The 24,395-nt window shown below is 30.8% G+C and carries 18 protein-coding genes and 1 pseudogene; 13 read left to right on the forward strand and 6 right to left on the reverse strand.

Features of this window, described 5'->3' with window-relative positions; all coding sequences use genetic code 11:
- From Q0049_RS13850 to Q0049_RS13890, 9 genes and pseudogenes are all read left to right on the forward strand, one after another.
- A pseudogene (locus tag Q0049_RS13850) lies at positions 1-558 on the forward strand (hypothetical protein); the annotation flags it as partial.
- A 66-nt stretch (positions 559-624) separates the two neighbouring features.
- Complete coding sequence (locus tag Q0049_RS13855; protein WP_298120931.1) at positions 625-2,097, forward strand: class A beta-lactamase-related serine hydrolase; 1,473 nt, start codon at positions 625-627, stop codon at positions 2,095-2,097.
- A gap of 128 nt (positions 2,098-2,225) precedes the next feature.
- A complete protein-coding gene (locus Q0049_RS13860) occupies positions 2,226-3,050 on the forward strand; it encodes a DUF5694 domain-containing protein (protein WP_298120933.1) in 825 nt (274 codons plus the stop codon).
- Between the two features lie 96 nt (positions 3,051-3,146).
- Positions 3,147-4,529 carry a DUF4932 domain-containing protein gene (locus tag Q0049_RS13865; protein WP_298120935.1) on the forward strand — a complete coding sequence of 461 codons (1,383 nt, stop codon included), beginning with the start codon at positions 3,147-3,149 and terminating at the stop codon, positions 4,527-4,529.
- Positions 4,530-5,408: 879 nt separating this feature from the next.
- Complete coding sequence (locus Q0049_RS13870) at positions 5,409-6,854, forward strand: pentapeptide repeat-containing protein (protein WP_298120937.1); 1,446 nt, start codon at positions 5,409-5,411, stop codon at positions 6,852-6,854.
- 310 nt (positions 6,855-7,164) lie between these two features.
- The gene (locus tag Q0049_RS13875; RefSeq protein WP_298120940.1) at positions 7,165-7,311 is read left to right on the forward strand and encodes a hypothetical protein; all 147 of its coding nucleotides are present in this window, start codon (positions 7,165-7,167) and stop codon (positions 7,309-7,311) included.
- Entirely contained in the window at positions 7,283-7,486 is a 204-nt protein-coding gene (locus tag Q0049_RS13880) for a hypothetical protein (RefSeq protein WP_298120942.1), read from the forward strand. Before Q0049_RS13875 ends, Q0049_RS13880 begins: the two co-directional genes overlap by 29 nt.
- Before the next feature lie 11 nt (positions 7,487-7,497).
- A complete protein-coding gene (locus tag Q0049_RS13885) occupies positions 7,498-8,760 on the forward strand; it encodes a DUF6161 domain-containing protein (RefSeq protein WP_298120945.1) in 1,263 nt (420 codons plus the stop codon).
- 23 nt (positions 8,761-8,783) lie between these two features.
- A complete protein-coding gene (locus tag Q0049_RS13890) occupies positions 8,784-9,470 on the forward strand; it encodes a DUF4339 domain-containing protein (RefSeq protein WP_298120948.1) in 687 nt (228 codons plus the stop codon).
- 89 nt (positions 9,471-9,559) lie between these two features.
- On the opposite strand, the gene Q0049_RS13895 is transcribed toward Q0049_RS13890, so the two are convergent.
- The 6 genes from Q0049_RS13895 to Q0049_RS13920 all read right to left on the reverse strand — a co-directional run bounded on the left by Q0049_RS13895 (position 9,560) and on the right by Q0049_RS13920 (position 18,898).
- A complete protein-coding gene (locus Q0049_RS13895; RefSeq protein WP_298120951.1) occupies positions 9,560-10,258 on the reverse strand; it encodes a DUF1826 domain-containing protein in 699 nt (232 codons plus the stop codon).
- 223 nt (positions 10,259-10,481) lie between these two features.
- Positions 10,482-11,720 (reverse strand): glycoside hydrolase family 27 protein, encoded by a 1,239-nt coding sequence (locus tag Q0049_RS13900; protein ID WP_298120953.1) that lies wholly within the window; start codon positions 11,718-11,720, stop codon positions 10,482-10,484.
- Between the two features lie 180 nt (positions 11,721-11,900).
- On the reverse strand, positions 11,901-12,956 hold the full coding sequence (locus Q0049_RS13905; RefSeq protein ID WP_298120955.1) for an IPT/TIG domain-containing protein: 1,056 nt from the start codon (positions 12,954-12,956) through the stop codon (positions 11,901-11,903).
- 12 nt (positions 12,957-12,968) lie between these two features.
- Entirely contained in the window at positions 12,969-14,558 is a 1,590-nt protein-coding gene (locus tag Q0049_RS13910) for a RagB/SusD family nutrient uptake outer membrane protein (RefSeq protein WP_298120957.1), read from the reverse strand.
- A 13-nt stretch (positions 14,559-14,571) separates the two neighbouring features.
- Positions 14,572-17,754: a TonB-dependent receptor gene (locus Q0049_RS13915; RefSeq protein ID WP_298120960.1), complete on the reverse strand. Its 3,183-nt coding sequence runs from the start codon at positions 17,752-17,754 to the stop codon at positions 14,572-14,574.
- A 265-nt stretch (positions 17,755-18,019) separates the two neighbouring features.
- Positions 18,020-18,898: an AraC family transcriptional regulator gene (locus tag Q0049_RS13920; protein ID WP_298120964.1), complete on the reverse strand. Its 879-nt coding sequence runs from the start codon at positions 18,896-18,898 to the stop codon at positions 18,020-18,022.
- 228 nt (positions 18,899-19,126) lie between these two features.
- Here Q0049_RS13920 and Q0049_RS13925 point away from each other — a divergent pair, with 228 nt between their 5' ends.
- Genes Q0049_RS13925 through Q0049_RS13940 form a run of 4 tightly spaced genes read left to right on the forward strand, consistent with a single transcriptional unit; the run spans position 19,127 to position 24,393 of the window.
- Positions 19,127-20,260, forward strand: coding sequence for a glycoside hydrolase family 26 protein (locus Q0049_RS13925; RefSeq protein WP_298120967.1), 1,134 nt, complete (start codon positions 19,127-19,129; stop codon positions 20,258-20,260).
- Between the two features lie 28 nt (positions 20,261-20,288).
- Positions 20,289-22,214, forward strand: coding sequence for a sodium:solute symporter family protein (locus Q0049_RS13930; protein WP_298120970.1), 1,926 nt, complete (start codon positions 20,289-20,291; stop codon positions 22,212-22,214).
- Between the two features lie 30 nt (positions 22,215-22,244).
- Positions 22,245-23,429 (forward strand): glycosidase, encoded by a 1,185-nt coding sequence (locus Q0049_RS13935; RefSeq protein WP_298120976.1) that lies wholly within the window; start codon positions 22,245-22,247, stop codon positions 23,427-23,429.
- A gap of 4 nt (positions 23,430-23,433) precedes the next feature.
- The gene (locus Q0049_RS13940; protein ID WP_298120980.1) at positions 23,434-24,393 is read left to right on the forward strand and encodes a glycoside hydrolase family 5 protein; all 960 of its coding nucleotides are present in this window, start codon (positions 23,434-23,436) and stop codon (positions 24,391-24,393) included.
- The last annotated feature ends 2 nt before the right edge of the window (positions 24,394-24,395 follow it).

Consider the following 24,395-nt stretch of genomic DNA (forward strand, 5'->3'; position numbering starts at 1 on the left):
GACGACTTTGAAGATGGCATCATTGGTTGGCCTTTCTTTGAAAACAAAGTGGTAAACATTAATTATGGAATCAAGAAAATAATTATTCATGATCAACTTCCTGAAATTCCAAAGGAATACATAAAATTGAAATGCAAGAAGATCAATAATCTCTTCTATATCCCATTAACATTGGTCGTTGATGGAAAAAAAATTACCGACTGGTATGAACTGGATACAGGTTGTGATGGTTCTATAATTGTAAGCAATTTACTAGCTGCGAAGCGTAATCTAATAGGCAAAATGACCAAAATAGGTAGTTCCGTTACTACAGGTTCAGATAATCATGAAATTGAAAATGACATGGTTTTACTAGATGAAGTGCGAATGAAAAAATACCGTTTTTTTAGAATTCCCATAGATGTGGCGATTACAAAAAATACTGAAGAAAACAATGATCTTTTAGGAAATAACTTTTTAAAACGATTTCATATTTTTCTGGATTTTAAACAAAATACGATTTACTTAAAAGTCAACAACTTAGTTCATACCCCATACAAAGAGTCATTGGTTAAATAATCATCAATCAAATTTTATAATATAATCGTACGCACATCTAAACCAAATTATAAATAAATTATCACAATGAAAAAAATAGTGTTAATCATAAGTCTAAATCTGACCTCTTTTTTAATTAATGCGCAAGTTGATGCAAGTTCAGATCTTTCTAAAACCATCCTTGAAAAAGATAGCTTACTTTTTAACGTAGGGTTTAATACTTGCGATATTTCACAATTTGAAAAGCTATTAAGTAATAATTTAAAATTTTACCACGATAAAGATGGTATTTCAGACAAAGCAAAATTCTTGACAGATTTAAAAAATGGTATTTGCAATCAAGAAGTCAATCGAAAAGTAAAACGTTTTTTAATCAAAGAAAACACTGAAATTTTTCCACTCTACAAGAATGGCATCTTGTATGGAGCGGTTCAAAATGGTGCACACCAATTTTCTGAAAAAAGAGAAACCCAAGCTGGAATTGCAAAATTTACAAATGTTTGGCAATTAGAAAACGGCGAATGGAAACTTACAACCTCATTTAGTTTTGATCATAAACCTTATGAAAACAACAACTTAGAAAAGAATATTTTTGATAACGAAACTGAAATTGAAAAATGGTTGAAAGAAAATAAAGTTCCTACTTTAGGAATTGGCGTTATTAAAGAGGGTAAACTTCATCAAGTAAAAGTGTTTGGAGAAATCTCAAAAGGAATTACTGCACCCTACAATACCATTTTTAATGTAGCCTCGTTAACAAAGCCAGTAACCGCTATAGTTGCATTAAAATTGGTGAGTTTAGGCAAATGGAATTTAGACGAACCTCTTTACAAATACTGGACTGATCCTGACGTTGCAAACGATGCAAGAAATAAAAAACTGACCACACGGATTATTCTTAGCCATCAAACAGGTTTTCCTAATTGGCGAACTATGAATGAAAACGGAAAACTTAACTTTCAATTTGAACCAGGCACAAAATATCAATATTCGGGTGAAGGAATGGAATATTTGAGAAAAGCATTGGAAAAGAAGTTTCGTAAATCATTACAACAATTAGCTCATGAACTTATTTTTAGACCATTAAAAATGACCGATACAAAATATATTTGGGACAAAAATGTGGACACAACAAGATTGGCAATTGGCTATGATAAAGATGAAAAAGCATACGAAACTGTAAAGAATAAAATACCCAATGCAGCAGACGATTTATTGACAACCGTTGAAGATTACAGCAAATTTTTGGTAAGTGTTATTAATGGCGGTGATTTATCTAAAAATGTTTTTGAAGAAATGACCAAAAACCAAGTAGCAACCACGAAAGGGAAACACTTTGGTTTGGGCTTTGAAATTTATGATTTAGGCAACGGAGAAATTGCTTTATCTCATGGTGGTTCTGATAAAGGTGTGCAAACCCTCTTTTTTATTTTTCCACAAACGCAAGATGGTCTGCTAATCTTTACAAATTCTGACAACGGTGTGAACGTTTACGAAAAGATACTGAAAGAATACTTAGGAGAAAAAGGTCAAAAAATAGTTGACATTGAAATGAAATAAAAACAACTGCAAACAAGATGTTGCAAAAGATCGGGATGAATAGCTTCAATTAAACTTTTGTGCTGAAAATCCGCCACATCGCTAATCCGAGAACCGTTAGTTACGATTATAAAACAAAACATAAAAAAATGAAACAATTTTTGACATTCATATTGTTTTTGCCGACAATAACTATCTATGCACAAAATGTGCCTTACGAAAAACAGAATATTTATAAAACTAAATTTGACGATGCAATTCCTGTTTTAAATGTTGCAACATTTCATATGGGCGAAACTTCTGATGCAATGCGGACAGAATTTGACGAAAATGATAAAAATAACTTAAAAGAAATTAAGAAAGTTGCCAAACTTTTATCAGAATTTAAACCAACAATTATTATAATTGAAGCATTGCCCGAAAAAGATAGTGTTAGGCAAGCCGACTACTTAGACTATATAAAAAATCCAAACAAAAAATTTGCAAATCCTGATGAAAGAGAGTTATTAGCCTACGAAGTTGGAAGACTTAGTGGAGCTACTAAAATTTACGGAGTAGATTATAAAGAAAGTTATAGTATACAAGGAGACACAATAAATCCTATTGATAAAACCACAAACAGTAAATATTGGAAAATGGTGGATGAAAACGACAAGAAAAATCCAGAAGACGGCATTCCTTTTTATGAGTTATTTAAACTTAACAACCATCCACAATATTTAGAAAGCCTTATTAATATAAATGCTGATTTATTGCTTTATATTTCTAATAAAGGAAAATCGGAAGGTGCGGACGCAGCTTCTAAATTTTATCATCGAAATTTAGTAATGTTTTCTAATCTCAATCAAATTCCGATGACCAAAGACGATAGGGTTTTTATTTTAATGGGAGGAACTCACACAGCATTTTTTATGGATTTTTTAAAAAGAAGTCCAAAATTTATACTTGAAAACACATTTGATTACCTAAAATAACCGCAGCTATCAACGTTTTGGTAATATGATGGCTGAAGGAATTCTAACAAACGTTGTTACAATTTTTACCCAAACTCAAATAAAACAAAGAACAATATGATAAATAAAAGTATATCACTCGCTTTTTTATTGATTTTATTAAATTCTTGTACTGTTTCAAAAAATATAACTGCCAATCAAACACAAGATACCTGGAAAGCAAGCTTTGAACGTTTCAGTGGCAATGAAAAAATTGAAATTAGCAGTAAACCAAACCATCTAGCGTATCTAAGCTCAAAGTGGAAAACAACTGAAGGCAAATTAGATATTGTAATCAATGGGACAGCATTACCCAAGCAAAATACAATCAACCACACTAAGATCGATTTGAATAAAAAGGCAACTATTAAAATGGTTGGAGAAAACGCTAACGGATTCTATTCACTTCATTATCCCATTTATGAACAAAAAAAAATCAACATTAATTATAACAGCAATTTTGAGTTACTGGCTTTAGCGAGCTTTCTAATTAATTACGAAGACTTTGCCTCTATTCCTGATGAGCAATCATTCAACATCAACGGAAAAGACATCAGAATAAAAGATTTATATGCTATCAATTTCAAAATTGCAAATGAGTTTAAATCCTACTTAAACAGTAAAAACCTTCAAGTTATTAAAACTTTTTTTGATAAAAAATTCTATCTACAATATTCAAATCTACTTTTGAGTATTGATAATTTTCCGAATGCTAAAGTAAATAAAGAAAATAAATTCTTAAGTGAATTTAATTCATTACAAGAAGCTGAAAACTTTGTAAATGCTTTTAACAATTTTAGTACAGAAATAAAATTTAATGCGTTTTTGGAAAAATACAAACCCTATTATGATAAGATGATTTTGGAAGTTTCTCAAAATATTCCAAAGCAAAATTTCATTACTGAGATGGAACATCTCTACAGTAAACAAGTCAAAAATTACAATCTTTACCCTAGTCTAACATTAGGATTTGGCCAAGCTTTTGGAGTTGGACGTGAAAATATGATAGGAAACATTTTTGCATGTTTCAATAAACCTGAAAAAATTGACAATCCCAAAGATTTAGAATTAGGCTTTAATAACGAAACTTCGCTTCGAACCATTTGCATCCACGAGTTTGGTCATTCGTTTATAAATCCTGCAATTGATACAATAAATCCAACAATACTCGAAGAAAAAAAGGCACTCTTCGATACTATAAAAAATAAAATGTCTGAACAAGGTTATACAGAATGGAAAATATGTTTGTATGAACACTTTGTAAGAGCTAATGAAGTGATGGTTACTCGACTTTTAAATAAAAACCAAAAAGCCGATGAAATCCTAAATGATAATTATAAAAATCGGTCATTTATTTATCTTCCACAAATTATCGAAAAATTAGAATTTTGGTATTACAACGAATATTTTGATAAAACTTATGAAGAAAAAATAAGAGAGATAATTCAAGAACTGAAATAAAAAACTGACACCTACCCTTTTGCTTGGTTATTCTTGTTTCCTTTCATTTTCAAAGCAAGAATGACCTAGTAATTTTATTTAGTCTAGATTCTGTATTAGTTCTTTTTTATAGGATTATGAATTCTTCTAAAATTACTTTATGAATATTTTTGGAGTAGTTAAATTACCTATTTTTATTTTGGTTTTTACTTTGTTTTAGTTTCCTTCGCAAATGGGTTTATTTTTTTTAAATAGGATAAAATTCACATCAAAAAACGGGTAAAATAACCACAAAATAATCCCGAACCAATCCCGAACGAAACCCGAACAAAACCCGAACAAAACCTAGCACGAATTTTACACTTAAATTGTACATCAAATTACAAATGAAAATCAAATTTTCAATGCAATATTTTGTGGCAAAGTTTTATCAAAATTCATTTTTGCCACACTTTTTGTGGCAATTTATTTAAAAACAAAAATTTTGCCACAGAATGTGTGGCAAAACAATTAAAAAAAATAAAATTGCCACAACATTTTCCAACTTTAAATATATTTTTTTGTGACAATGTTGAATCAAAATTCATTCTTGTCACACTTTTTGTGACAATTTAATTGAAATCAAAAATTTTGTCACAGAAAGTGTGACAAAAAGATAAAATAAAAATAAATTGTCACAACTTTTAAAAAATACCAATAGCACAGATTAAAGTCCGCGCTATCGTTACGTTAACATATCGGCTACAATGTTTTAAATGTAGTTAAGATGTGTTAAACCTCTTCTTAGTATTCAAAAATCAAATTTTAAAAATAATTTTAACTATAAAAAATAGGTAAAACCCTAATTTAATGACAATTATATTTTGATACCTTTGATGACTAACCATTAACACTTTAAAAATGAAAAAGAATATTCTATTTTTAGTTTTACTAGCATTTCTTAGTTCCTGCTCTGTTGAAAAATTGATTGAGCAAAACAATCAAATTAGTAAAACAATCAGTCAACAAAATGATACTATTATTTATCGTTTGAAAAAAGTAGTTGAAAATGATAATAATATTTATTACAAGGAAGGCACTCCTAATTTAAAAAATCTGAAAAGAATATCGTTTAAGGAATTTTATTATGGCGATATTATCAATGAAAAAATTACAGACAAAAAAGGTGAATGGATAAAAGTAGATTTGACAGAACGAGTTTATACAAGTGAAAATGTTTTTTTTGTTCGAGGTAGAAGTGGTTGGCTTTCTTTTAAAAATCCTGAAAATGTTTATTTAACAAATAATGAAGCGAGCACTAAAAGCATTGATAGTAATGAGAATTTTGAGTTCAAGGTACAAAAAATGGCAGCAAATGATTTTACTGCTCAAGATAAAAATACAACAAAACCTGACTTGATGGATCAAAAACTTGTTGATGAACTATTAGCACACAATGCTTTGAATTTTGATGGATTAAAATTTGATAACAAACGATTTGATTATGCCAATTTTTCTTCTGGCTCCTTTAGAGGTACATATTTTTTGAACTCTAATTTATCAAATATTACAGCAACTAGCGGAGGATTAACCAATTCGTTTGATTTTACCAATACTAAAATTGAAGGAGGAACCAACACTTTTTGGAATTTAAACAAGTGGAAATTAAAGAATTTTATTATTTTAAATACCTTATTAGAAAATTGTAACTTCACTAATTGCACTTTCTTTTCAGATGCTAGTGGTATGGTAAATTTAAATAACGTTACTATCAAAAATTCAAATTTTGATTTTACCGCAGATGGTTATTTTAAATTAAATGGTATAAGAAAAACAACCTTTGAAGGATGTACATTTACAGAATCTAAGACTTATGGCTCTGTAGGTTTTGAAGTAAAATATATTGCTTGCAACTTCAATAAAGGTTTTTGGAATGGGGTTTCTTTTAATAACACTCAAGCACCAACAAGTAAAATTATAGGAGGCAGTTTTAGTGATTTTAAAATTATTGGTGGTGATTGGTCTTACATTAAAATTGAGCCTTATGGTATTAAAACTAATTTTTCAAAAACAGAGTTTGTTAGCGTTTTATTGAATAATGCTACTATTGAAGGTTGGTTTAAAGAGAACTTTAAAATGTATGGATTTGGCAACTATTCTTCGATAAACTTTACGACATCAATTTTTGAAAATGGAACTTTTGGTAGTGCCACCCAAACTAACAAAACAAACTTTAAAAATTGCAATTTTACGGGTTGTGAATTTAGAGAAAATGTAAAATTTATTAACTGTGATTTAACAGGATCAACTTTTCCTCCTAACCTTCCAAGCTCTATGTTTGATAATTGTATTGGAGTAAATCTATAATACTACCGTTTTAAAACTTATTCTATAGTAACTTATGGATTTCATTATCCATTCAATCTAATCTAAATCTCAAGTGCTTTGACACTTGAGATTTTTTTATTTACTTTTTTTTGCCAAAATGAGGAAAACCGTAAAATAGTGTGAAAATGGTATTTTATTTTTACAAAAATTAAGTATTTGTACGTAGTTTTTTATTAAAATAAATATTTATTTTTGGTAGGTTTGGAAAGAATGAAAAAGCAAAAATTGTGGTTTAAATTAAGAAGAGATAAAGATTGTTGAAAATAATTAAACATAAAAAATAAATATTATGAAAAAAGTGAAAAACCACGAAGCTGATATTAAAAATAAAAACATAGGTACAACAGGAGTTAATGAAACTTTTAAGAAAGCAAATGATCATAAATCGGATACTTTAAATCCTAACAATGAAAAGTTTAAAGAAAAGAAAAGTTAAAGATGAATTAACAACAAAAATGCACTCTGAATTTACAATTAGTAAAGAAAAAGAAGTAGCAATAAAAGTTTTATTAGCCAAACAAGATATGAAAGAGTTTAATTATTCTGTTGCTCAGGTTTGTGAATTGTATGGATTGAGTGATGAAGAAATTGGGATTGTTGAAAATAGTTAATTAGTTTATGTATGGATATTAAAGATTTTAGAAAATTAGTTGAAACTTCTGCTTTTAAAGGTGAATTAAATAGTTTTCAGGTAACCATTGATTATTCGCATTTAAATTCAGAAATCGAATTAAAAGGAATACAATCGGTTTACAAATTTGTTTACGATCAAGTTATTGGTTGGAATAAACTTAAAAATATTCCTACTGAATTTTTAGTATCCAAAATACATTTTGAAAATTTAAAATCTAGTTTAGTTGCTGTCGCAAGTTATACTGACGTTAATTTACAAAATAGATTTAATACTGATTTTGCTCAATTCCAAAATAATTTAATAAAAAAGAAAAGTAATAACACTGATTTTATATTTATTTATGATGCTCCTGAAACTGATTTTTTAATTTCTGTAAATAAAAAATCAAGAGAAAATTTTCTCGGTGCATTAAACTTTATTACAAACTCTGGTGTTAGTCAAAATAGAGACAGAAACTATTTTACTGGCTTACTATTAGCTTATGAATTTAAACATCAAGGTAATTCTGAAATTTCAAGAAGAAGTAGTAGTGAAAAATTAAGTTTAAATCAAATAAAAACAAAGTATAATGAATATATAGTTGAAGCTGAACAGCAATTAAATAGCAATCTTTCAGATGCAAAAGAAAATCTAACGAATCATTTTGAAACTGTAGATAAATTAAAATCAGAAAAAGACAAAAAATTTGAAGAATGGTTTACTAGTGTTCAAACAGGTTTTGAAACTTTCTTTACAAATTCCAATGATTCCATAAAAAACAATGAAGATTTATATAGAGAAAAACTTCGTTTAGAAGCACCAGCAAAATATTGGAAAGATAGAGCAGATAAATTAAAAGCAGAAAGTGATAAACATTTAGATTTGTTAGTGCGAATTTCTTTATTTGGTAGTTCAGCACTGTTTATAATTCTCCTAGCAATTGGTAATAATTATTATTCAAATATTTTTAGCGATACTTTAAAAGGAATTAAATGGTCTTTAATTTTAATTACAATTGTATCATTACTTGTGTTTATTATTAGAATACTTGCTAAATTATATTTAAGTTCCTTACATCTATCAAGAGATGCAGAAGAACGCGAGCAGCTAACACATTTCTATTTAGCCCTTAAAAAAGATACAACTATTGAACCTGAAGAAAGACAATTAATACTTCAATCTTTATTTAGTAGAGCGGAAACAGGTTTGTTAAAAGAGGATTCCTCTCCCACAATGCCAATGAGTTTTATTGAGAAGTTTTCAGGAAAATAAAATTATGAAAATAATATAGATTTATGAAAAAATACTACTTACACAACGGTTCAGAAAATATTGGACCATTTGATATTGATGAATTAAAAGAAAAGAAAATATCTCGGGATACGCCAGTTTGGTGTGAAGGTATGGTTGATTGGAAAAATGCAAGCGAGGTTGATGAACTAAAAGGCATTCTTGCAGCAATTCCACCGCCATTAAAAAAAGAAACTGCTATTCCTACTCAACAAAAAATAAACAAACAGACAGAGGAATCCAATGGAAATAACTTTTGGGCATCTTTGAGAAAATTAGTGATTATTCTTTTAGTAGTTGTTGGTATTATTGCCGTTATTGGAAGTATTGGATCCAATAATGACTCCTCATCTAAAAGCTTTTATGGACAAGATTTAACACCTGAAGAATTAGAAGCAATGAATCCAACAGATTACTTAAAAGCCGATGGAAAATATCATACCAATCTTCTTGGGACAAAATTAGTGATTGAAGGTTTTGTAGATAATAGTGCTACAATAACTGCATATAAAGACGTTACTATTGATGTTATTTTCTATGACGATTCAAAAATGGAACTTAATAGAGAAAGTTTTACAATAAATGATTTTTTTCCTGCAAATAGTAGAAAAAATTTCAAACACAAAGTTACTAATTATTCAAACGTGAAAAGTATTGGTTGGGAAGTTAGTAATGCTGTTCCAAATAGGTAGTTAAATAGTTATTATAGTTAAGTTATTTCAAATATAAATAAGTTTACTCTTATAATCAACAATTTATGAAAGGATTTACCTATATTTCCCTAACAAATCAACAACAACCGATATTCACCATCGTTTTCAATTGGTGCTCTGTGAATGCAAGGTGGTACTTGTTGCGTTGGATGATCTACTGCTAAACGCCACAGATGTCCAATGCCTAAATTAGTGGGTTGCGCATTGGGTTGCGCTTGGTAATGCAAATCGAAATAATTTTCTTTGAGAAAATCTTCAAATTCAATTTCTGGACCGTTATGGAGTGCTTTTAATTGTGCCCTAATTTCGGGAATTTGTGCTTTTGGAACGGCTTGGTCATTCGCAATAATGTCACTTGCCGCACCGTGATAAGTACATAAAAAAGTATCTGTAGTTATAGGCGAACGATCGACATGAAAGGAATACACATCAGTAGTAATAAAATCGAATTCGTCATCACGTTCGTAGCATTTTAGTAAATTAAGTACTGGAGCAGCACCAAAATTGGTTAATAATTGTAAATCATTTAAGATAATATCTCTGGCAATAATACCTTCTGCGGACAGTGCGAGCGCCAAAAGATCATTAGGAGTAACTTCGGTGATGTTTTCTTTTAATTGGAGTTGGCTAACAATTTCGGCAAAATCGCCTTCCAAATTTCGGTACCAACACAACGCATTCGTTTCTCCTTTAAAATCGGTATCAATAAGTTCAGAAAAAGTGGTTACGATTTCTATTTGTTTTTGGTGAGAAAATGTTGGGTTCATTGTAATTTAGTAGCTATTGCATTGCAAAATTAAGAAATTGAAAAGTGTTTTATATCATAATTAGTTGAGACTTATATTTTTAATAAATACTTATAATTAATGTTAGTTCATTTATTGGCAAAAATTATTTGAGTTGCAATATACTGAAACTTACAACGCTTACTACAAAACAAAAAAACCAACTAGTTTCCTAATTGGTTTTTAAACATACAAAGTTCTTTGACTATTTCACTTTAGTAAGTTTTAAAGTGATTACATCATGAGAAGCTAATTCTGATTTAAAGATTGTATTTGTTGTTCCTACAGCTTTGTTTTTCCATAAATCGTTTATTTTGAAAACGATTGCAGTGGTATTGAACTCTAAATTAAAATCTGTATCTTTAATTATATGTTTCGACCAATCGAATACTACTTTCTTTAAAGCTTCACTCCTATTCAGGAATGTTATTGCCCAATTTCCATCGGACAAAGGTTTTACCCATACTTCGAGTTGGTCATCATCAAGATATTTGAAACCTTGTATGCCTAATTTATCTTGGTTTACTGCAATTAATTCTTTGTTGGTTAAAATAGACAAGGTTTCTTTAGACATTTTTCTAAAATCATTTCCTGCTATTAATGGTGATGCCATCATGGACCACATGGCAAAATGTGCTTTATCTTCCTCAAAGGTCATTCCGTTTCCTACTTCCATCATGTCAAAATCATTCCAATGATCAGGTCCAGAAAATTTGCGGATGTCTTTTCGCATTTCGATAATTTTCATAAAACCCCATGAAGACCAAGTGCCATGGTTATTTTCGCAATCAAAACACGGATTGATATCACCTGAAATTCTCCATAGATTTCCAATGGGTTTTCCCCAATTCCATGGTTGATTGTCACCCCATTCGCATAAGCTAAAAACTATTGGTTTACCCGCTTTTTTTAATGCATTACTCATTGTTGCATAAGCTTCTTTTGCATTAATTCCTTCTGTGTTACACCAATCATATTTTAAAAAATCGATATTTAAATTGGCATAAAATCGCGCATCTTGATATTCATAACCACGCGTTCCAGGATAACCTGCACAGGTTTTTGTTCCGGCACAATTGTATAATCCAAACTTTAAACCTTTAGAATGAACATACTCAACAAGCGCTTTCATACCCGATGGGAATTTAACAGGATCAGGAACTAAATCGCCGTTGCTATCACGCTCTTTAGTCATCCAACCGTCATCTAAAACAATATAAGTATAACCAGCACTTTTCATACCTGAGGCAACCATAATATCGGCTGTTTCTTTTACTAATTTTTCGTCAATGTTGGTTTCAAATGTATTCCATGAATTCCAACCCATTGGTGGTGTATTAGCCAATCCTTCAAACTTGCTCACTTCTTGTTTAACGGTATTTCCTTGACAAAATGCAAGTAGTGAAAAGGTAAACGTTGTCAATAATAGGATTGTTTTTTTCATATATTTAAATTTTATTTTTATTGGTAACAAATTTGGTAGGCTACGTTAGTTTAACTTCGCCAAGTTTTTTAAAATCATTGTCGCTGTTTTAAGAAACTAATTATTGGTAGCAATTTCAAAAAAAAACCTTGAATTAAATAACTCAAGGTTTAATGCAAAAATTAAAACTAACTCAATATTTTAGTTTAAAACAAACCCTACATCATCAATGTATAATTTATCGCCACCATCATTATTAAATTCTTGAAAAACAATTTCGTTTATTGAAGCTGGAGCACCGCCAAGTTCAGAAAACGGAATAACGAAAGTAGTCCATTGATTAGTGAAAGAAACTACTTTTCCAGCACCATAATTATTATTGATCACCACTTTAAATTTTCCTGTTTCTTTAGTACTTTTAAATGAAACACGAATTCCACTATAACCAGTAGTTGATGGTGATGCTCCGTACATTGGAAATTTGAATCCAGTATAACCTGAATAATTTGCTTCAATAGAACTTTCGCCTTGTGTTTTGAATTCTGTATTTGAAACAAAACCACTTCCATCCCATGGTCCTAAATAATTTTCTACAAATGTTGCTGCAGCATCATCATATATAGCAGTTCCAATTGCTTGAGTACTTGTACTTGAACCTGATATAGTTGTTACCGTAACATATTTATGAAAAGAACCCGATGGAACAACTACTTGAATTTCAGTTAACGTATTAGAAACTACCGTTGCAGGTGTTGTTCCAAAAGTTACTGTTGGATCTAAAAAGAACGAACCGTAAATAGTTATAGTGTCACCATCATTAGCGTTTATAGAATTAAAGCTAGTTACTAATGGTGCTGGTGGCGCTACCACAAAATCAAATGTGGCAGTTCCGTTTAAAGTTTCAACACGCAACTCATCAGAAGCATCAGCATAAGGAGTATCTCTATCAATCGTTACAATAATAACTTTATCTGTAACTAAGGTTGGGTTAAAATAAGTATCCGTATCGTTAAAGAACACTTTTTGAACTGTTGTAAATCCTGAACCTTGAATGATGTATACATTATCGGCATAACCAACAGTCGTTGGAGTAAGTTCTATTGGATTTCCATCAATATCTACGGCAGCACTAACGCTTTCAATTACGGGTGCACCACTTTGAGATGAATTATCATCATCTGAACAAGAAATAAAACTAGTAACTAAAGAAGTTAATAGTAAAAAATGAAACAAATATTTAATTTTAAAATTTTTCATATGTATATCTTTTTAATTAAAATCATAAGGAACTGGTGGCTCCAATAATTTTGGATTTTTAGCAACATCATTATCAGGATAAGGCAACAAGAAATCACCTTCTTCAGGAGTATAATATTCAGCTGTAAATCTATTTCCTCTGTTTTGTGCAGCCATAATAGAAATAGCTTGTGCTCTAGGTAATCTTCCTAAATCGAACCAATAATCACCTTCAAATGCTAATTCCAATCTTCTTTCTCTGAAAATGTCGTTAAAAGTTATTGATGAAAGTGACGATAATCCTGCTCTATTTCTAACAGCGTTAAATGAAGCCAATGCGCCTGAATCTGAAGTACTTGTTCCACCTGCAAGTGTAGCTTCTGCATGAATTAATAATAATTCTGCATAACGCATAATGTAAGTTACATTTTCCATCATTCCCCATTGATCTACTTGACCTGTATTAGAACCATTAACAATTCCGATACAATACTTTTTAATAGCTGAACCTGCATTTTGACCACCAATTTGATCTGCAGCTGGAACAGTTAACGTACCTGCAACACCACCAGAAAGTAAAACTTTTACCTCAGGATACGCATCACCTGGAAGCATTATTGTTGCTTTTCTTCTCAAATCACCTGGCTCATAAGCAGCCATTAAATCTTGAGATGGCGCAAAAACACCACCATAAGAAGCGTTAGATGTAGTTACTTGTGGTGTACTAATCCCAAATTGTGTATTACAATTGTTACCTGAACCATAGTTTCCATCTGTTTTCCATTGAAAAGCAAAAATAGACTCCTCATTATTATTATTACCATAAGTGAAGATGTCAGCATAAGTTTTAGAAGGCAATGATGGTCCGCCATAAAGTTTAAATTCTCCACTACTTATTACCTCTTCTGCCATTTGTTTCGCTTCAGCATATTTTTTTTCATATAAATATACTTTTGCTAACATCGCTTTTGCAGAACCTTTAGAAATTCTTGCATTATCAGCATAATTTGTTCCTCTGTTTTTTTCATACAAACGATCAATTGCTTCAAGGTAATCTCTTTCAATTAAGGTATAAATATCTTCAACTCTATTAGTATTAATAACTGGAGATGACGTGTAATTAAGATTATTTTCTATTATTGGAACTGGACCCCAAAGTCTCACTAAATAAAAATAAGCTGTAGCTCGCATAAAGTAAGCTTGACCAATAGTATTTTGTAAAACGTCTTCATCAACTTGAGGTCCAACTCTTGAAGATAGAAAATTGATGATGGCATTAGCCTGAGCTACATTAGCCCACATTGCACTCCATCCATTAACCAATTCAGTATCACTTCCGTTGATAGCAAATGTTCTCATGGCATTTACATCTGATGAACCTGTGTACATATTTCCTGAACCTACTTCAGAAACTGCCCACATAAATTTATTCTCAAATTGAAACCATGTTCTGCTGTACATACCATTAGTTGCACTGGCAACTTGTTCATTTGAACTATAATAAGCATCTAAACTTATTCCATCTTCTGGTGGTCTGTTTGTAAATTCATCTTGACACGAACCCAGTGTAAAGAAAAGAGTCGTTAGTAAAAACAACTTGTACGTGTTAATAATTTTTTTCATTTTCATATATTTTTTAAAATTCTACATTAACTCCAAAAGAAAAAGTTCTCGGTGATGGATATCTTCCATTATCAATTCCTGATAAAAGTGGACTTTGATTAAAAGAACCAATTTCTGGATCATATCCTGAATACTTCGTGAATGTGTATAGATTTTGTACACTAGCATATAATCTCACGCGAGACATTTTAATAACTGAAACTAAATCTTGAGGTAAGTTATAACCAAAAGTTAGATTTTGAACTCTCAAGTATGAACCATCCTCAACATATCTATCAGAAATGTTATAGTTAGTATTATTTTCAATATTAATAGGTCTTGGAATATCTGTATTAGTATTTGTTGGTGTCCAATAATTTGCCGATTCAACAAATAAATTTTGACCTAATATTGAATTAGCAGTACCACTTCTTCTTGTTAAATTTAAAATGTCATTTCCATAAGAACCTTGAAGGAATATTGACAAATCAAAGTTTTTATATTTGAAGTTGTTGGTGAACCCGAAAGTGAAATCAGGATGTGGATTTCCAATAAAAGTTCTGTCGTTTGTATCAACTACACCATCATTGTTAACATCTTTATATTGGTAGTCTCCTAAATATGTTTGTCCTGGAGCAGTACCAACCGTTTGTCCAAATTGAAGTGGTGCAGCATTCAAATCATCTATACTATTAAAAATACCTTCTGTTTGGTAACCATAGAAAAGACCAATTGGACTTCCAACTACAGTATTTGTAGCAACTACTGGCAAATAACCATTAGTATTAATTTCTGCTGTTAATGGTAAACCACTTATAAGTTCTGTTAATTCATTTTTATAATGTGAAAATACTAATGTTGAATTCCAAGAAAAGTTTTTACCTCCTTTAGTAGCATATCCAACTGTGATATCATAACCTTTGTTTTCCATTTCTCCTAAATTTGAAAATGGAGCAGAAATACCACCATATTGTCCACCACCACCAGTTAAGTATAGAGGTAATGGCACTTGGAATAAAAATCCTTCAGATACTTTTTTGTATAAATCTATATTAAATGATAGTCTTGAATCTAGTAAAGTAAAATCAATTCCAAGGTTAGTTTGATTTAAAGATTCCCATGTTAAACCTGGATTTGGGAAATTTGAAGGTAAGAAACCAGCTCCAAGACCTGAGTTTTGTTGACCAAGTAAAGCACTATAAGCATTATTAGGAATTTGTTGATTTCCTGTTTCTCCATAACCTAGTCTAAACTTAATGTTGTCTATGTATTTACGAGTATTTTCCATAAATTTTTCACTAGACAATTTCCAAGATGCAGCAACACCACCAAACACTCCTTTTTGATTATCAGTTGTAGGATCGAATTTAGAAGAAATATCCTGTCTGATAGAAGCTGAGATGTTGTATTTATTATCAAAATCATAAATTAAACGACCAAAAAGAGAAGAAATGGATTGGCTTCCTTTATAGCTTGATACAATTCTGTTATCAGGATCAGATAAATTTAATCCATAAATATCATTGGTTTGAAAACCTTGCGCACTAGCTATAATTCCTTCCCAGTGACTATCGTTTGCTTCTTGTCCTGCTAACAAAGTGAATTTATTTTTTTCTCCTAAACTAAAATCATACGTTAGTAAGTTTTTTAAGTTGGTTGAGTACCAATTTTGTCTTCTTTCATCTAAATCCGCAACAGCGTTACGCAATGAAACTGATGATGGTCTAAACTCTGTATTTTCAGAAAACTCTGTATTAGCTCCAAGTTCTACTCTATATTTTAATCCTTTTGCTAAACTCATTTCAGCATAAACATTACCTAAAAAGTTTTTTCTAATTAACTTACTGTCTTTTGTTAGTGCTTCAGCCACAGGATTGAAATAAGTAGTAAAGTTGGCATTTTCTGGAGCTGTAGCATAAGTTCCATCAATATTTTTTACAGGAATATCTGGAGCTTGTAGTAAAGTATTTGTAATTAAACCCGTAAAACTTTGATTGATTGTGATATTCTCATTGGTTATACCTGTGTTTAAATTGGCTCCTACTTTTAACCAATCTTTAACCTTAGAGTCAAGATTCAAACGCATGGTATATCTTTTTAAACCTGAACCTAAAAGAATTCCTTCTTGATTTAAAAAACCTCCTGATAAATAATAATTAGTACCTTCTTTAGCAGCAGAGAACGAAATTTGATGGCTTTGAGTTGAAGCTGTTCTATATACAGCATCTTGCCAATCTGTACCTTTTCCTAACAATTCAGGATGTGCAAATTCTGGTCTCAATTCAGATCCAAATAACGTAGCTAAATTATTTTGATGAGTAGCATACTCTCTTAAATTCATTACATCCAAATCTTTATAGATCGTTTGAACCGATGTAAAACCCTCGTAAGAAATTTTACCAGTACCTTTTTTTCCTGATTTTGTAGTAATAATGATAACACCATTTGCTCCTCTTGAACCATAAATTGCAGTTGCAGAGGCATCTTTTAAGATATCTATAGATTCAACGTCATTAGGATTTATTGTTGACAATGGACTAACAGCATTGTTACCACTTCCTCCATTTGCAGAAAAATCATTTCCTGCAATTGGTCTTCCGCTGGTTGCTCTACCAGTAGCATCTCCAGAAACAGGAACACCATCAATTATATACAATGGCTCGTTAGTTCCGCTGATAGAAGTTGTACCTCTAACTCTAATAGAAACAGCACTTCCTGGCTGTCCATTATTGCTTGTAACACTAACTCCAGCAGCTTTTCCTTGAATCATTTGGTCGATGTTAACTTGTTTCAAATCTTGTAAATCTTTAGCTTTTACTGATGATATTGAACCATTGACATCATTTCGTTTTTGAGTACCATAACCAATTACTACAACCTCATTGATGGTTTCAATAGCTTCTTGAAGTTTAACATTGATTGTGTTTTTTCCTTTAACTGCAATTTCTTGCGGTATGAAACCTATAAAATTAAATACTAACACAGCATCATTTGGTACCGTAATTTGGTATTTACCATCAAAATCGGTTGATACACCAGTTTTAGTGTCTTTAATTGTAACATTTGCACCCGGAAGTGTGGTTCCTTTGGAATCTGAAACGGTACCCGAAACCTTAATTTGGGCATTCATTAATGAAATTGCACCGAAAATAAAAAGCAAAGTAATTTTGTTTCTACTTTTAGCACAACGAGTGAAATAAAAAAGCAAGTCCCTCATAATTTTGTTTTGTTTGGTTATAATTAATAATTTCTAAATAAATAAAGAACAAATTTTAATATTATGTAATTTTATCATCTATTTATTATGAATAACAAATTTATAGGACTTGTTAACTAAAAGTTAATATTATTTTATCATTTCATTCTATTATTTCCGCTAACGTTTTCGTAAATTTTTATTATAAAATTGACAATATTGTATTACAGCTAATTTTGTTTGATGATATTAAAATTATAAACAAGTCACAGATTTTCTCAAACCACTATAAAAAACGTTTCATTCCGTAAAATTCTTCTCTATATTGACTTGGTGTTGTCTTTTTAATACTTTTAAAAATTCTATTAAAATTTGCAATGTTATTAAAACCAGATTTGAATGCTATCTCTGAAATACTCAAATCTTTTTCAACTAACCAACGTGCAGCATAACCAATTCTGATGTCATTCAAATAATTTACAAATGTTTTACCTGTTCGCTTTTTTATAAATCGATTAAAAGAAACTGGGCTCATCAGTGCAACCTCAGAAGCATCATCTAAAGTTATTTTTTCAGCAAAATTTTTCTGAACATACTCATATATAAGTTTCATTTTATCATCATCTTCAAACTTATCATAGTCAATTGTGTAAGTTGATAAAAGTCTCTGATTACGAGAGTTAGCCATATCTTGTAATATAGATACTATTTCTAAAAAATAATCCATACCATCAAGTCGTGACAATTTTGAAATACGTTCATGCAAGTCATTCGCAGTCTTTTTTGAAAACAAGATACCATGAATTGACCTATTAAACATTTCCTTAATCGAACTCATTATACGTCGGTTCAATAATGCTTCTTCAAATAAATCATTGTGAAATTGAATCGTAATTTCATGTATTTTTTTATTTTTACAATTATTTAATTCCCAACCATGGTAAAGATTTGGGCCAACTAAAACTAACTCAACATCATCAATTTCTTCAATATGATCGCCAACAATTCGTCTAACTCCTTTACCATTTTTAATGAAATTGATTTCAAATTCAGGATGATAATGAATAGGAAAATCAAAATTATCCTTAACCCTATCAAAAACTAAAAAGCTATCTCCTTTACTTAATGGAGTAATTTCGCGATGAAATTTTGTAATATTCTTCATTTCATAAAATTTAAAATGCAATTATATGATATAAAAATGATAAAATAATACTATTGATGATGAATTATCAAAACTATCTTTGAACTTTAGTAAAAAAAGATGCTTGTTTTTTTTTAATAATAAAATAAAAACCAATCAAAATTGATAAATTCACAACTAATCTTTAAAAATTTAAAGTATCTTGTGATTGCGCTTTCAACTTTTGATTTAAAGAATAAATGAAAATAAATGAAAATTAAGATTATACTATTACTATTTACACAACTTGTAGTTAGTTCTTGCAGTGCTCAAAAAATTACTTCTACTAAACTTGTAGATGAAAATGCAACACAAGAAACTAAAAACCTATATAAAAACCTCACCTTACTAAAAGAAAAAGGGTTTATGTTTGGTCATCAAGATGCCTTAGCTTATGGCGTTAATTGGAAATACCAAGAAGGAAGAAGTGATATTAAAGATGTAACAGGCGATTATCCTGCTATATATGGTTGGGATTTAGGAGGAACTGAACACAAATCAGACAACGATATTGATGGTGTTCCTTTTGTAAAAATGAAGCAATGGATTAAAGAAATCTATGATAGAAGTGGCGTAAATACAATTAGTTGGCACATGGATAACCCATTAACAGGTAAAAATGCTTGGGATACTACTCCAAATTCATTTGCGTCAATCCTTCCAAATGGTTCAAAACATGAGTTGTATAAAACTTGGTTAGATAATTCTGTGAAATTCTTCTTGTCTTTAAAAGGTAGCGATGGAAAAGCAATTCCAATATTATATCGACCTTTTCATGAACTTACTGGAAACTGGTTTTGGTGGTGCAAAAACAATGCTACACCAGAACAATTCAAAGAAGTTTGGAAATTCACAGTTGATTATTACAAATCAAAAGGAGTGCATAATCTTATATATGTTTACAACACTTCAATGGTGAAATCGCGTGAGGAATTTTTAGAATACTATCCTGGTGAATCTTATGTAGATATACTTAGCTTCGATAATTATGAATATAATGATCCTACAAAAGATAATTCGTTTGTTGAAAATAACCTGAAATTATTCGGGATAATGGATACCATTGCTAAGGAACAAAACAAAATAATCGCTTTTGCAGAAACGGGTTATGAGCAAATTCCTTATGATAAATTTTGGACGAAAACCCTTTTAGAATCTATTGGAAATTATAAAATATCTTTCGTTTTAGCATGGAGAAATCATGGTTGGCAAGAAAACGAAAAAAAAATGCACTATTATGTTCCGTTTAAAGGGCATCCTAATGAAAAAGATTTTATAGATTTTTTTAATTTAGAAGAAACTCTTTTTCAAAAAGATGTTACATCAAAAAAACTTTACAAATAAACCATAACTAACCAAATAAATACCCTTAATGAAACTATCCACTATCGATTTAATTATAATCGCCTCTTACTTTATCATGATGATTGTCATTGGTTTAGTAATGAAAAATAAAGCAAAAAAAAGTAAAGACAATTACTTAATGGGTGGAAAAAAACTACCTTGGTACATGCTTGGATTAAGCGATGCTAGTGATATGTTTGATATTTCGGGAACAATGCTTTTAGTTAGTATGGCTTTTCTTTATGGCTTTAAAAGTATATGGATTCCATGGATGTGGCCTGTTTTTAATCAGGTCTTTTTAATGGTTTTCTTAAGCAAATGGCTGCGAAGAAGTAATGCAACAACTGGAGCTGAATGGCTTGGTACACGTTTTGGACTGACAGATAAAGGTGTCAAACAAAGTCATGCTATTGTGGTAGTATTTGCTTTAATGCTTTGCATCGGATATATGGCATATGCATTTGTTGGCGTAGGTGAATTTCTTGAAATTTTTATTCCTTATGAAACAGTAAAAGAGGTTGTACCATTTTTAGATGTCCACATGGAAAATTATACTCTTGGAACACCAGAATACAATTCTATTTTAATTGATGCTAAAAATACAACGGCTCAATTTTATGGAGTTTCTATCTGTATTGTAGCAACTTTCTACAGTATCGTTGGTGGAATGCATGGAATCGTTCTAGCGGATTTTATTAAATACATGATTATGATTGTTTGTTCCATTTTTGTTGGAACTATCGCAATGCAACATTTAGCAAGTTCTGGAATTATAATTACAGACAAAATGCCTTTAGGTTGGGACAATCCTATTTTTGGTGTAGAATTGGGCTTGGATTGGAGTTCTATATTACCAGAAGCAACAAAAAAATTACAATCGGATGGATATAAATTATTCTCTGCAATTGTAAGTATGATGTTCTTTTCTGGTGTTTTAAAATCGTTAGCTGGTCCAGCACCTAACTACGATTGCCAAAAAATATTAAGTACAAAATCACCTGAAGAAGCAAGTAAAATGAGTGGATTTATTTCTATTATTCTACTTCCTATTCGCTATTTCATGGTTATGGGACTTTGCATCTTAGGGATTTTATATTTTAAAGACTTAACACTTTCGCAAAATGCTGACGGTATAAATTTTGAAAGTATTATGCCTGCAGTAATCAACAAATATCTTCCTGTTGGTTTAGTAGGATTAGTTCTTGCTGGTTTTTTAGGTGCATTTATGAGTAATTTTTCAGGAACTTTAAATGCAGGACAAGCTTATATTGTAAACGATATTTATTTAAAATATTTTAATCCAACTGCCGATAGAAAACAAGTAATCAATATGGGGTATTTGTCAGGTATAGTAATGGTGCTTCTGGGAATTGGTTTAGGTCTTCTAATAAAAGACGTTAATATGATTTTCAACATTATTACCGCAGGTTTGTACGGAGGATTTGTATGTGCTAATGTTTTAAAATGGTATTGGTGGCGTTTCAATGCCAATGGCTATTTCTATGGAATGCTATTCGGAATAATTGCAAGTGCTATTCCGCCAGCATTATCTGTAACAGGAATTACTACCTATTTTGACGGTACTAGAATGCTATACTTCTTCCCAGTATTTATTGTAATTCAATTGATTGCCTGTGTTTTAGGTTCATATGCAGCTCCACCTACAGAAAAAGCTGTATTGCAAAACTTCTATAAAAATGTACGACCATGGGGATTTTGGAAACCCATTCATGATGAATTAGCACTAGAAGATCCAACTTTAGAAAAAAATAAAAATTTTAAATTGAATATGTTGAATGTGTTACTCGGAATTACAGGACAAATTCTATTGACATTATTGCCAATGTACTTCATATTATCTAAATGGTTTGAACTAGGAATAGTCATCGGATTGTTTGCGATAATTGCATTTACGATGAGGCAAACTTGGTGGAAAAGATTAACCGATTATTAAAAATATTTATATACCATAATACGCATTTGTATGATAACTGAAAACATAACAAAAATTCACAATTTCGACGCTTTAATAGCAAGTCATTTGGAATTAATAAAACAACCTAATTCTCCTGTTAAAGAGCATAACGGAATTTATTTAAGATATAAAAATCCTGTAGTAACAGCAAAACATGTTCCTTTAAACTGGAGGTATGATTTTAATGCTGAAACAAATCCTCATGGATTGGAACGCATCGGTTTCAATGCAGCTTTCAATGCTGGAGCAATAAAATTTAACGATAAATATGTTCTTTGTCTTCGTGTGGAAGGTAATGACAGAAAATCGTTTTTTGCCATGGCTGAAAGTCCAAATGGAATAGATAATTTTCAGTTTTGGGACAAACCATGTGTTATTCCGCAAATTGAAGGAAATCCAGATACAAATGCATACGATATGCGACTTGTTCAACACGAAGATGGTTGGATTTATGGCATTTTCTGTACTGAAAGAAAAGATCCTACAGCACCAAAATCAGATACTAGTACTGCCATTGCTAATGCTGGTCTCGTTCGTACGAAAGATTTAATTCATTTTGAAAGACTGCCTGATTTGATTTCTAATACAGGTCAACAAAGAAACGTAGTATTACATCCCGAATTTGTAAACGGTAAATATGCCATTTACACACGTCCGCAAGATGGATTTATTGATGTTGGAAATGGTGGAGGAATTGGTCTAGGTTACATCGACAATATGGAAAATCCGATTGTAAAAGACGAAAAAATTATTTTCGGAAAAGTGTATCATACCATTTATGAACTTAAAAATGGTCTTGGTCCTGCTCCAATAAAAACGGATAAAGGTTGGTTACATTTAGCACATGGTGTAAGAAATACTGCTGCTGGTTTACGTTACACGTTGTATGTTTTTATGACCGATTTAAATGATATTTCTAAAGTTATTCATACACCTGCAGGACATTTTATGGCACCAGAAAAAGATGAACGCCTTGGTGATGTTTCTAATGTTTTGTTTTCAAATGGATGGATTGCTGACGATAATGGTAATGTATTTATCTATTATGCGTCATCTGATACTAGAATGCATGTAGCTACTTCAACTGTTGAAAAACTTCTTGATTATGCAATAAATTCTCCTGAAGATACTTTCACATCAGCTGGTTCTGTAAATACAATCATTCAATTAATTGATAAAAATAAATCAATTTAAAAATATGAAAAGGCTACTACTACTTTTACTACTTACTACTGCTTTTGCAAACGCTCAAGTAGTAAAAAACAATGGTAACCTTCAAGTTATCGGAACCCAATTATGTAACCAAAAAGGCAATCCAATTGTACTTCACGGTATGAGTTATGGTTGGAGCTGTTTTCATCCTTCTTTTTATAACAAACAAACAGTAAAATGGTTAAAGAAAGATTGGAATTGCACGGTAGTTCGAGCAGCTTTAGGAATTGAACCTGATAACGGATATCTACAAAATCCAGAAGTTTCAGAAAAATTAATTACCAATGTTGTTGATGCTGCCATTGCAAACGACGTTTATGTAATCATCGATTGGCACAGTCACAATTTGAACTTAAAAGAAGCCAAAGATTTTTTTGATAGATTGTCTAAAAAATATGGAAAGTTTCCTAATGTGATTTATGAAATTGTAAACGAACCTGATCAAGAAAGTTGGGAAGAAGTAAAAGCGTATTCTGAAGAAGTGATTGCTACAATTCGTAAAAATGATGCAGACAATATCATTTTAGTAGGTTCGCCACATTGGGATCAAGATGTACACTTACCAGCAGAAAATCCAATAAAAATTACTACTAATTTAATGTACACGATGCATTTCTATGCGGGAACACACAAGCAATGGTTGCGTGACCGCACGGATGATGCCATCAAAAAAGGTTTGCCAATTTTCGTTTCAGAATGCGCCGGAATGGAAGCAACAGGTGATGCAGCAATGGATTATGAAGAATGGCAAAAATTCATCGATTGGATGGATTTAAATAAAATAAGTTGGGTAACTTGGTCTGTTTCTGATAAAGATGAAACTTGTTCTGTTTTAAAAAAAGGTGCTTCTGCAACAGGCAAATGGAAAATATCTGATTTAAAAGTATCGGGAACAAAAACTAGAGAATATTTAAAAGCTTATAATGAAGATGGTTCTCTAAAATAAAA

Origin of the sequence: Flavobacterium sp. (assembly GCF_027484205.1) — a bacterium.
Taxonomy (GTDB): domain Bacteria; phylum Bacteroidota; class Bacteroidia; order Flavobacteriales; family Flavobacteriaceae; genus Flavobacterium.

What these genes read in the sequence shown, in the direction of transcription:
- Q0049_RS13855 (WP_298120931.1), top strand. Translation starts at nt 625, where the DNA reads ATGAAAAAAATAGTGTTAATCATAAGTCTAAATCTGACCTCTTTTTTA.
- Q0049_RS13860 (WP_298120933.1), top strand. Translation starts at nt 2,226, where the DNA reads ATGAAACAATTTTTGACATTCATATTGTTTTTGCCGACAATAACTATC.
- Q0049_RS13865 (WP_298120935.1), top strand. Translation starts at nt 3,147, where the DNA reads ATGATAAATAAAAGTATATCACTCGCTTTTTTATTGATTTTATTAAAT.
- Q0049_RS13870 (WP_298120937.1), top strand. Translation starts at nt 5,409, where the DNA reads ATGAAAAAGAATATTCTATTTTTAGTTTTACTAGCATTTCTTAGTTCC.
- Q0049_RS13875 (WP_298120940.1), top strand. Translation starts at nt 7,165, where the DNA reads ATGAAAAAAGTGAAAAACCACGAAGCTGATATTAAAAATAAAAACATA.
- Q0049_RS13880 (WP_298120942.1), top strand. Translation starts at nt 7,283, where the DNA reads ATGAAAAGTTTAAAGAAAAGAAAAGTTAAAGATGAATTAACAACAAAA.
- Q0049_RS13885 (WP_298120945.1), top strand. Translation starts at nt 7,498, where the DNA reads ATGGATATTAAAGATTTTAGAAAATTAGTTGAAACTTCTGCTTTTAAA.
- Q0049_RS13890 (WP_298120948.1), top strand. Translation starts at nt 8,784, where the DNA reads ATGAAAAAATACTACTTACACAACGGTTCAGAAAATATTGGACCATTT.
- Q0049_RS13895 (WP_298120951.1), bottom strand. Translation starts at nt 10,258, where the DNA reads ATGAACCCAACATTTTCTCACCAAAAACAAATAGAAATCGTAACCACT.
- Q0049_RS13900 (WP_298120953.1), bottom strand. Translation starts at nt 11,720, where the DNA reads ATGAAAAAAACAATCCTATTATTGACAACGTTTACCTTTTCACTACTT.
- Q0049_RS13905 (WP_298120955.1), bottom strand. Translation starts at nt 12,956, where the DNA reads ATGAAAAATTTTAAAATTAAATATTTGTTTCATTTTTTACTATTAACT.
- Q0049_RS13910 (WP_298120957.1), bottom strand. Translation starts at nt 14,558, where the DNA reads ATGAAAAAAATTATTAACACGTACAAGTTGTTTTTACTAACGACTCTT.
- Q0049_RS13915 (WP_298120960.1), bottom strand. Translation starts at nt 17,754, where the DNA reads ATGAGGGACTTGCTTTTTTATTTCACTCGTTGTGCTAAAAGTAGAAAC.
- Q0049_RS13920 (WP_298120964.1), bottom strand. Translation starts at nt 18,898, where the DNA reads ATGAAGAATATTACAAAATTTCATCGCGAAATTACTCCATTAAGTAAA.
- Q0049_RS13925 (WP_298120967.1), top strand. Translation starts at nt 19,127, where the DNA reads ATGAAAATTAAGATTATACTATTACTATTTACACAACTTGTAGTTAGT.
- Q0049_RS13930 (WP_298120970.1), top strand. Translation starts at nt 20,289, where the DNA reads ATGAAACTATCCACTATCGATTTAATTATAATCGCCTCTTACTTTATC.
- Q0049_RS13935 (WP_298120976.1), top strand. Translation starts at nt 22,245, where the DNA reads ATGATAACTGAAAACATAACAAAAATTCACAATTTCGACGCTTTAATA.
- Q0049_RS13940 (WP_298120980.1), top strand. Translation starts at nt 23,434, where the DNA reads ATGAAAAGGCTACTACTACTTTTACTACTTACTACTGCTTTTGCAAAC.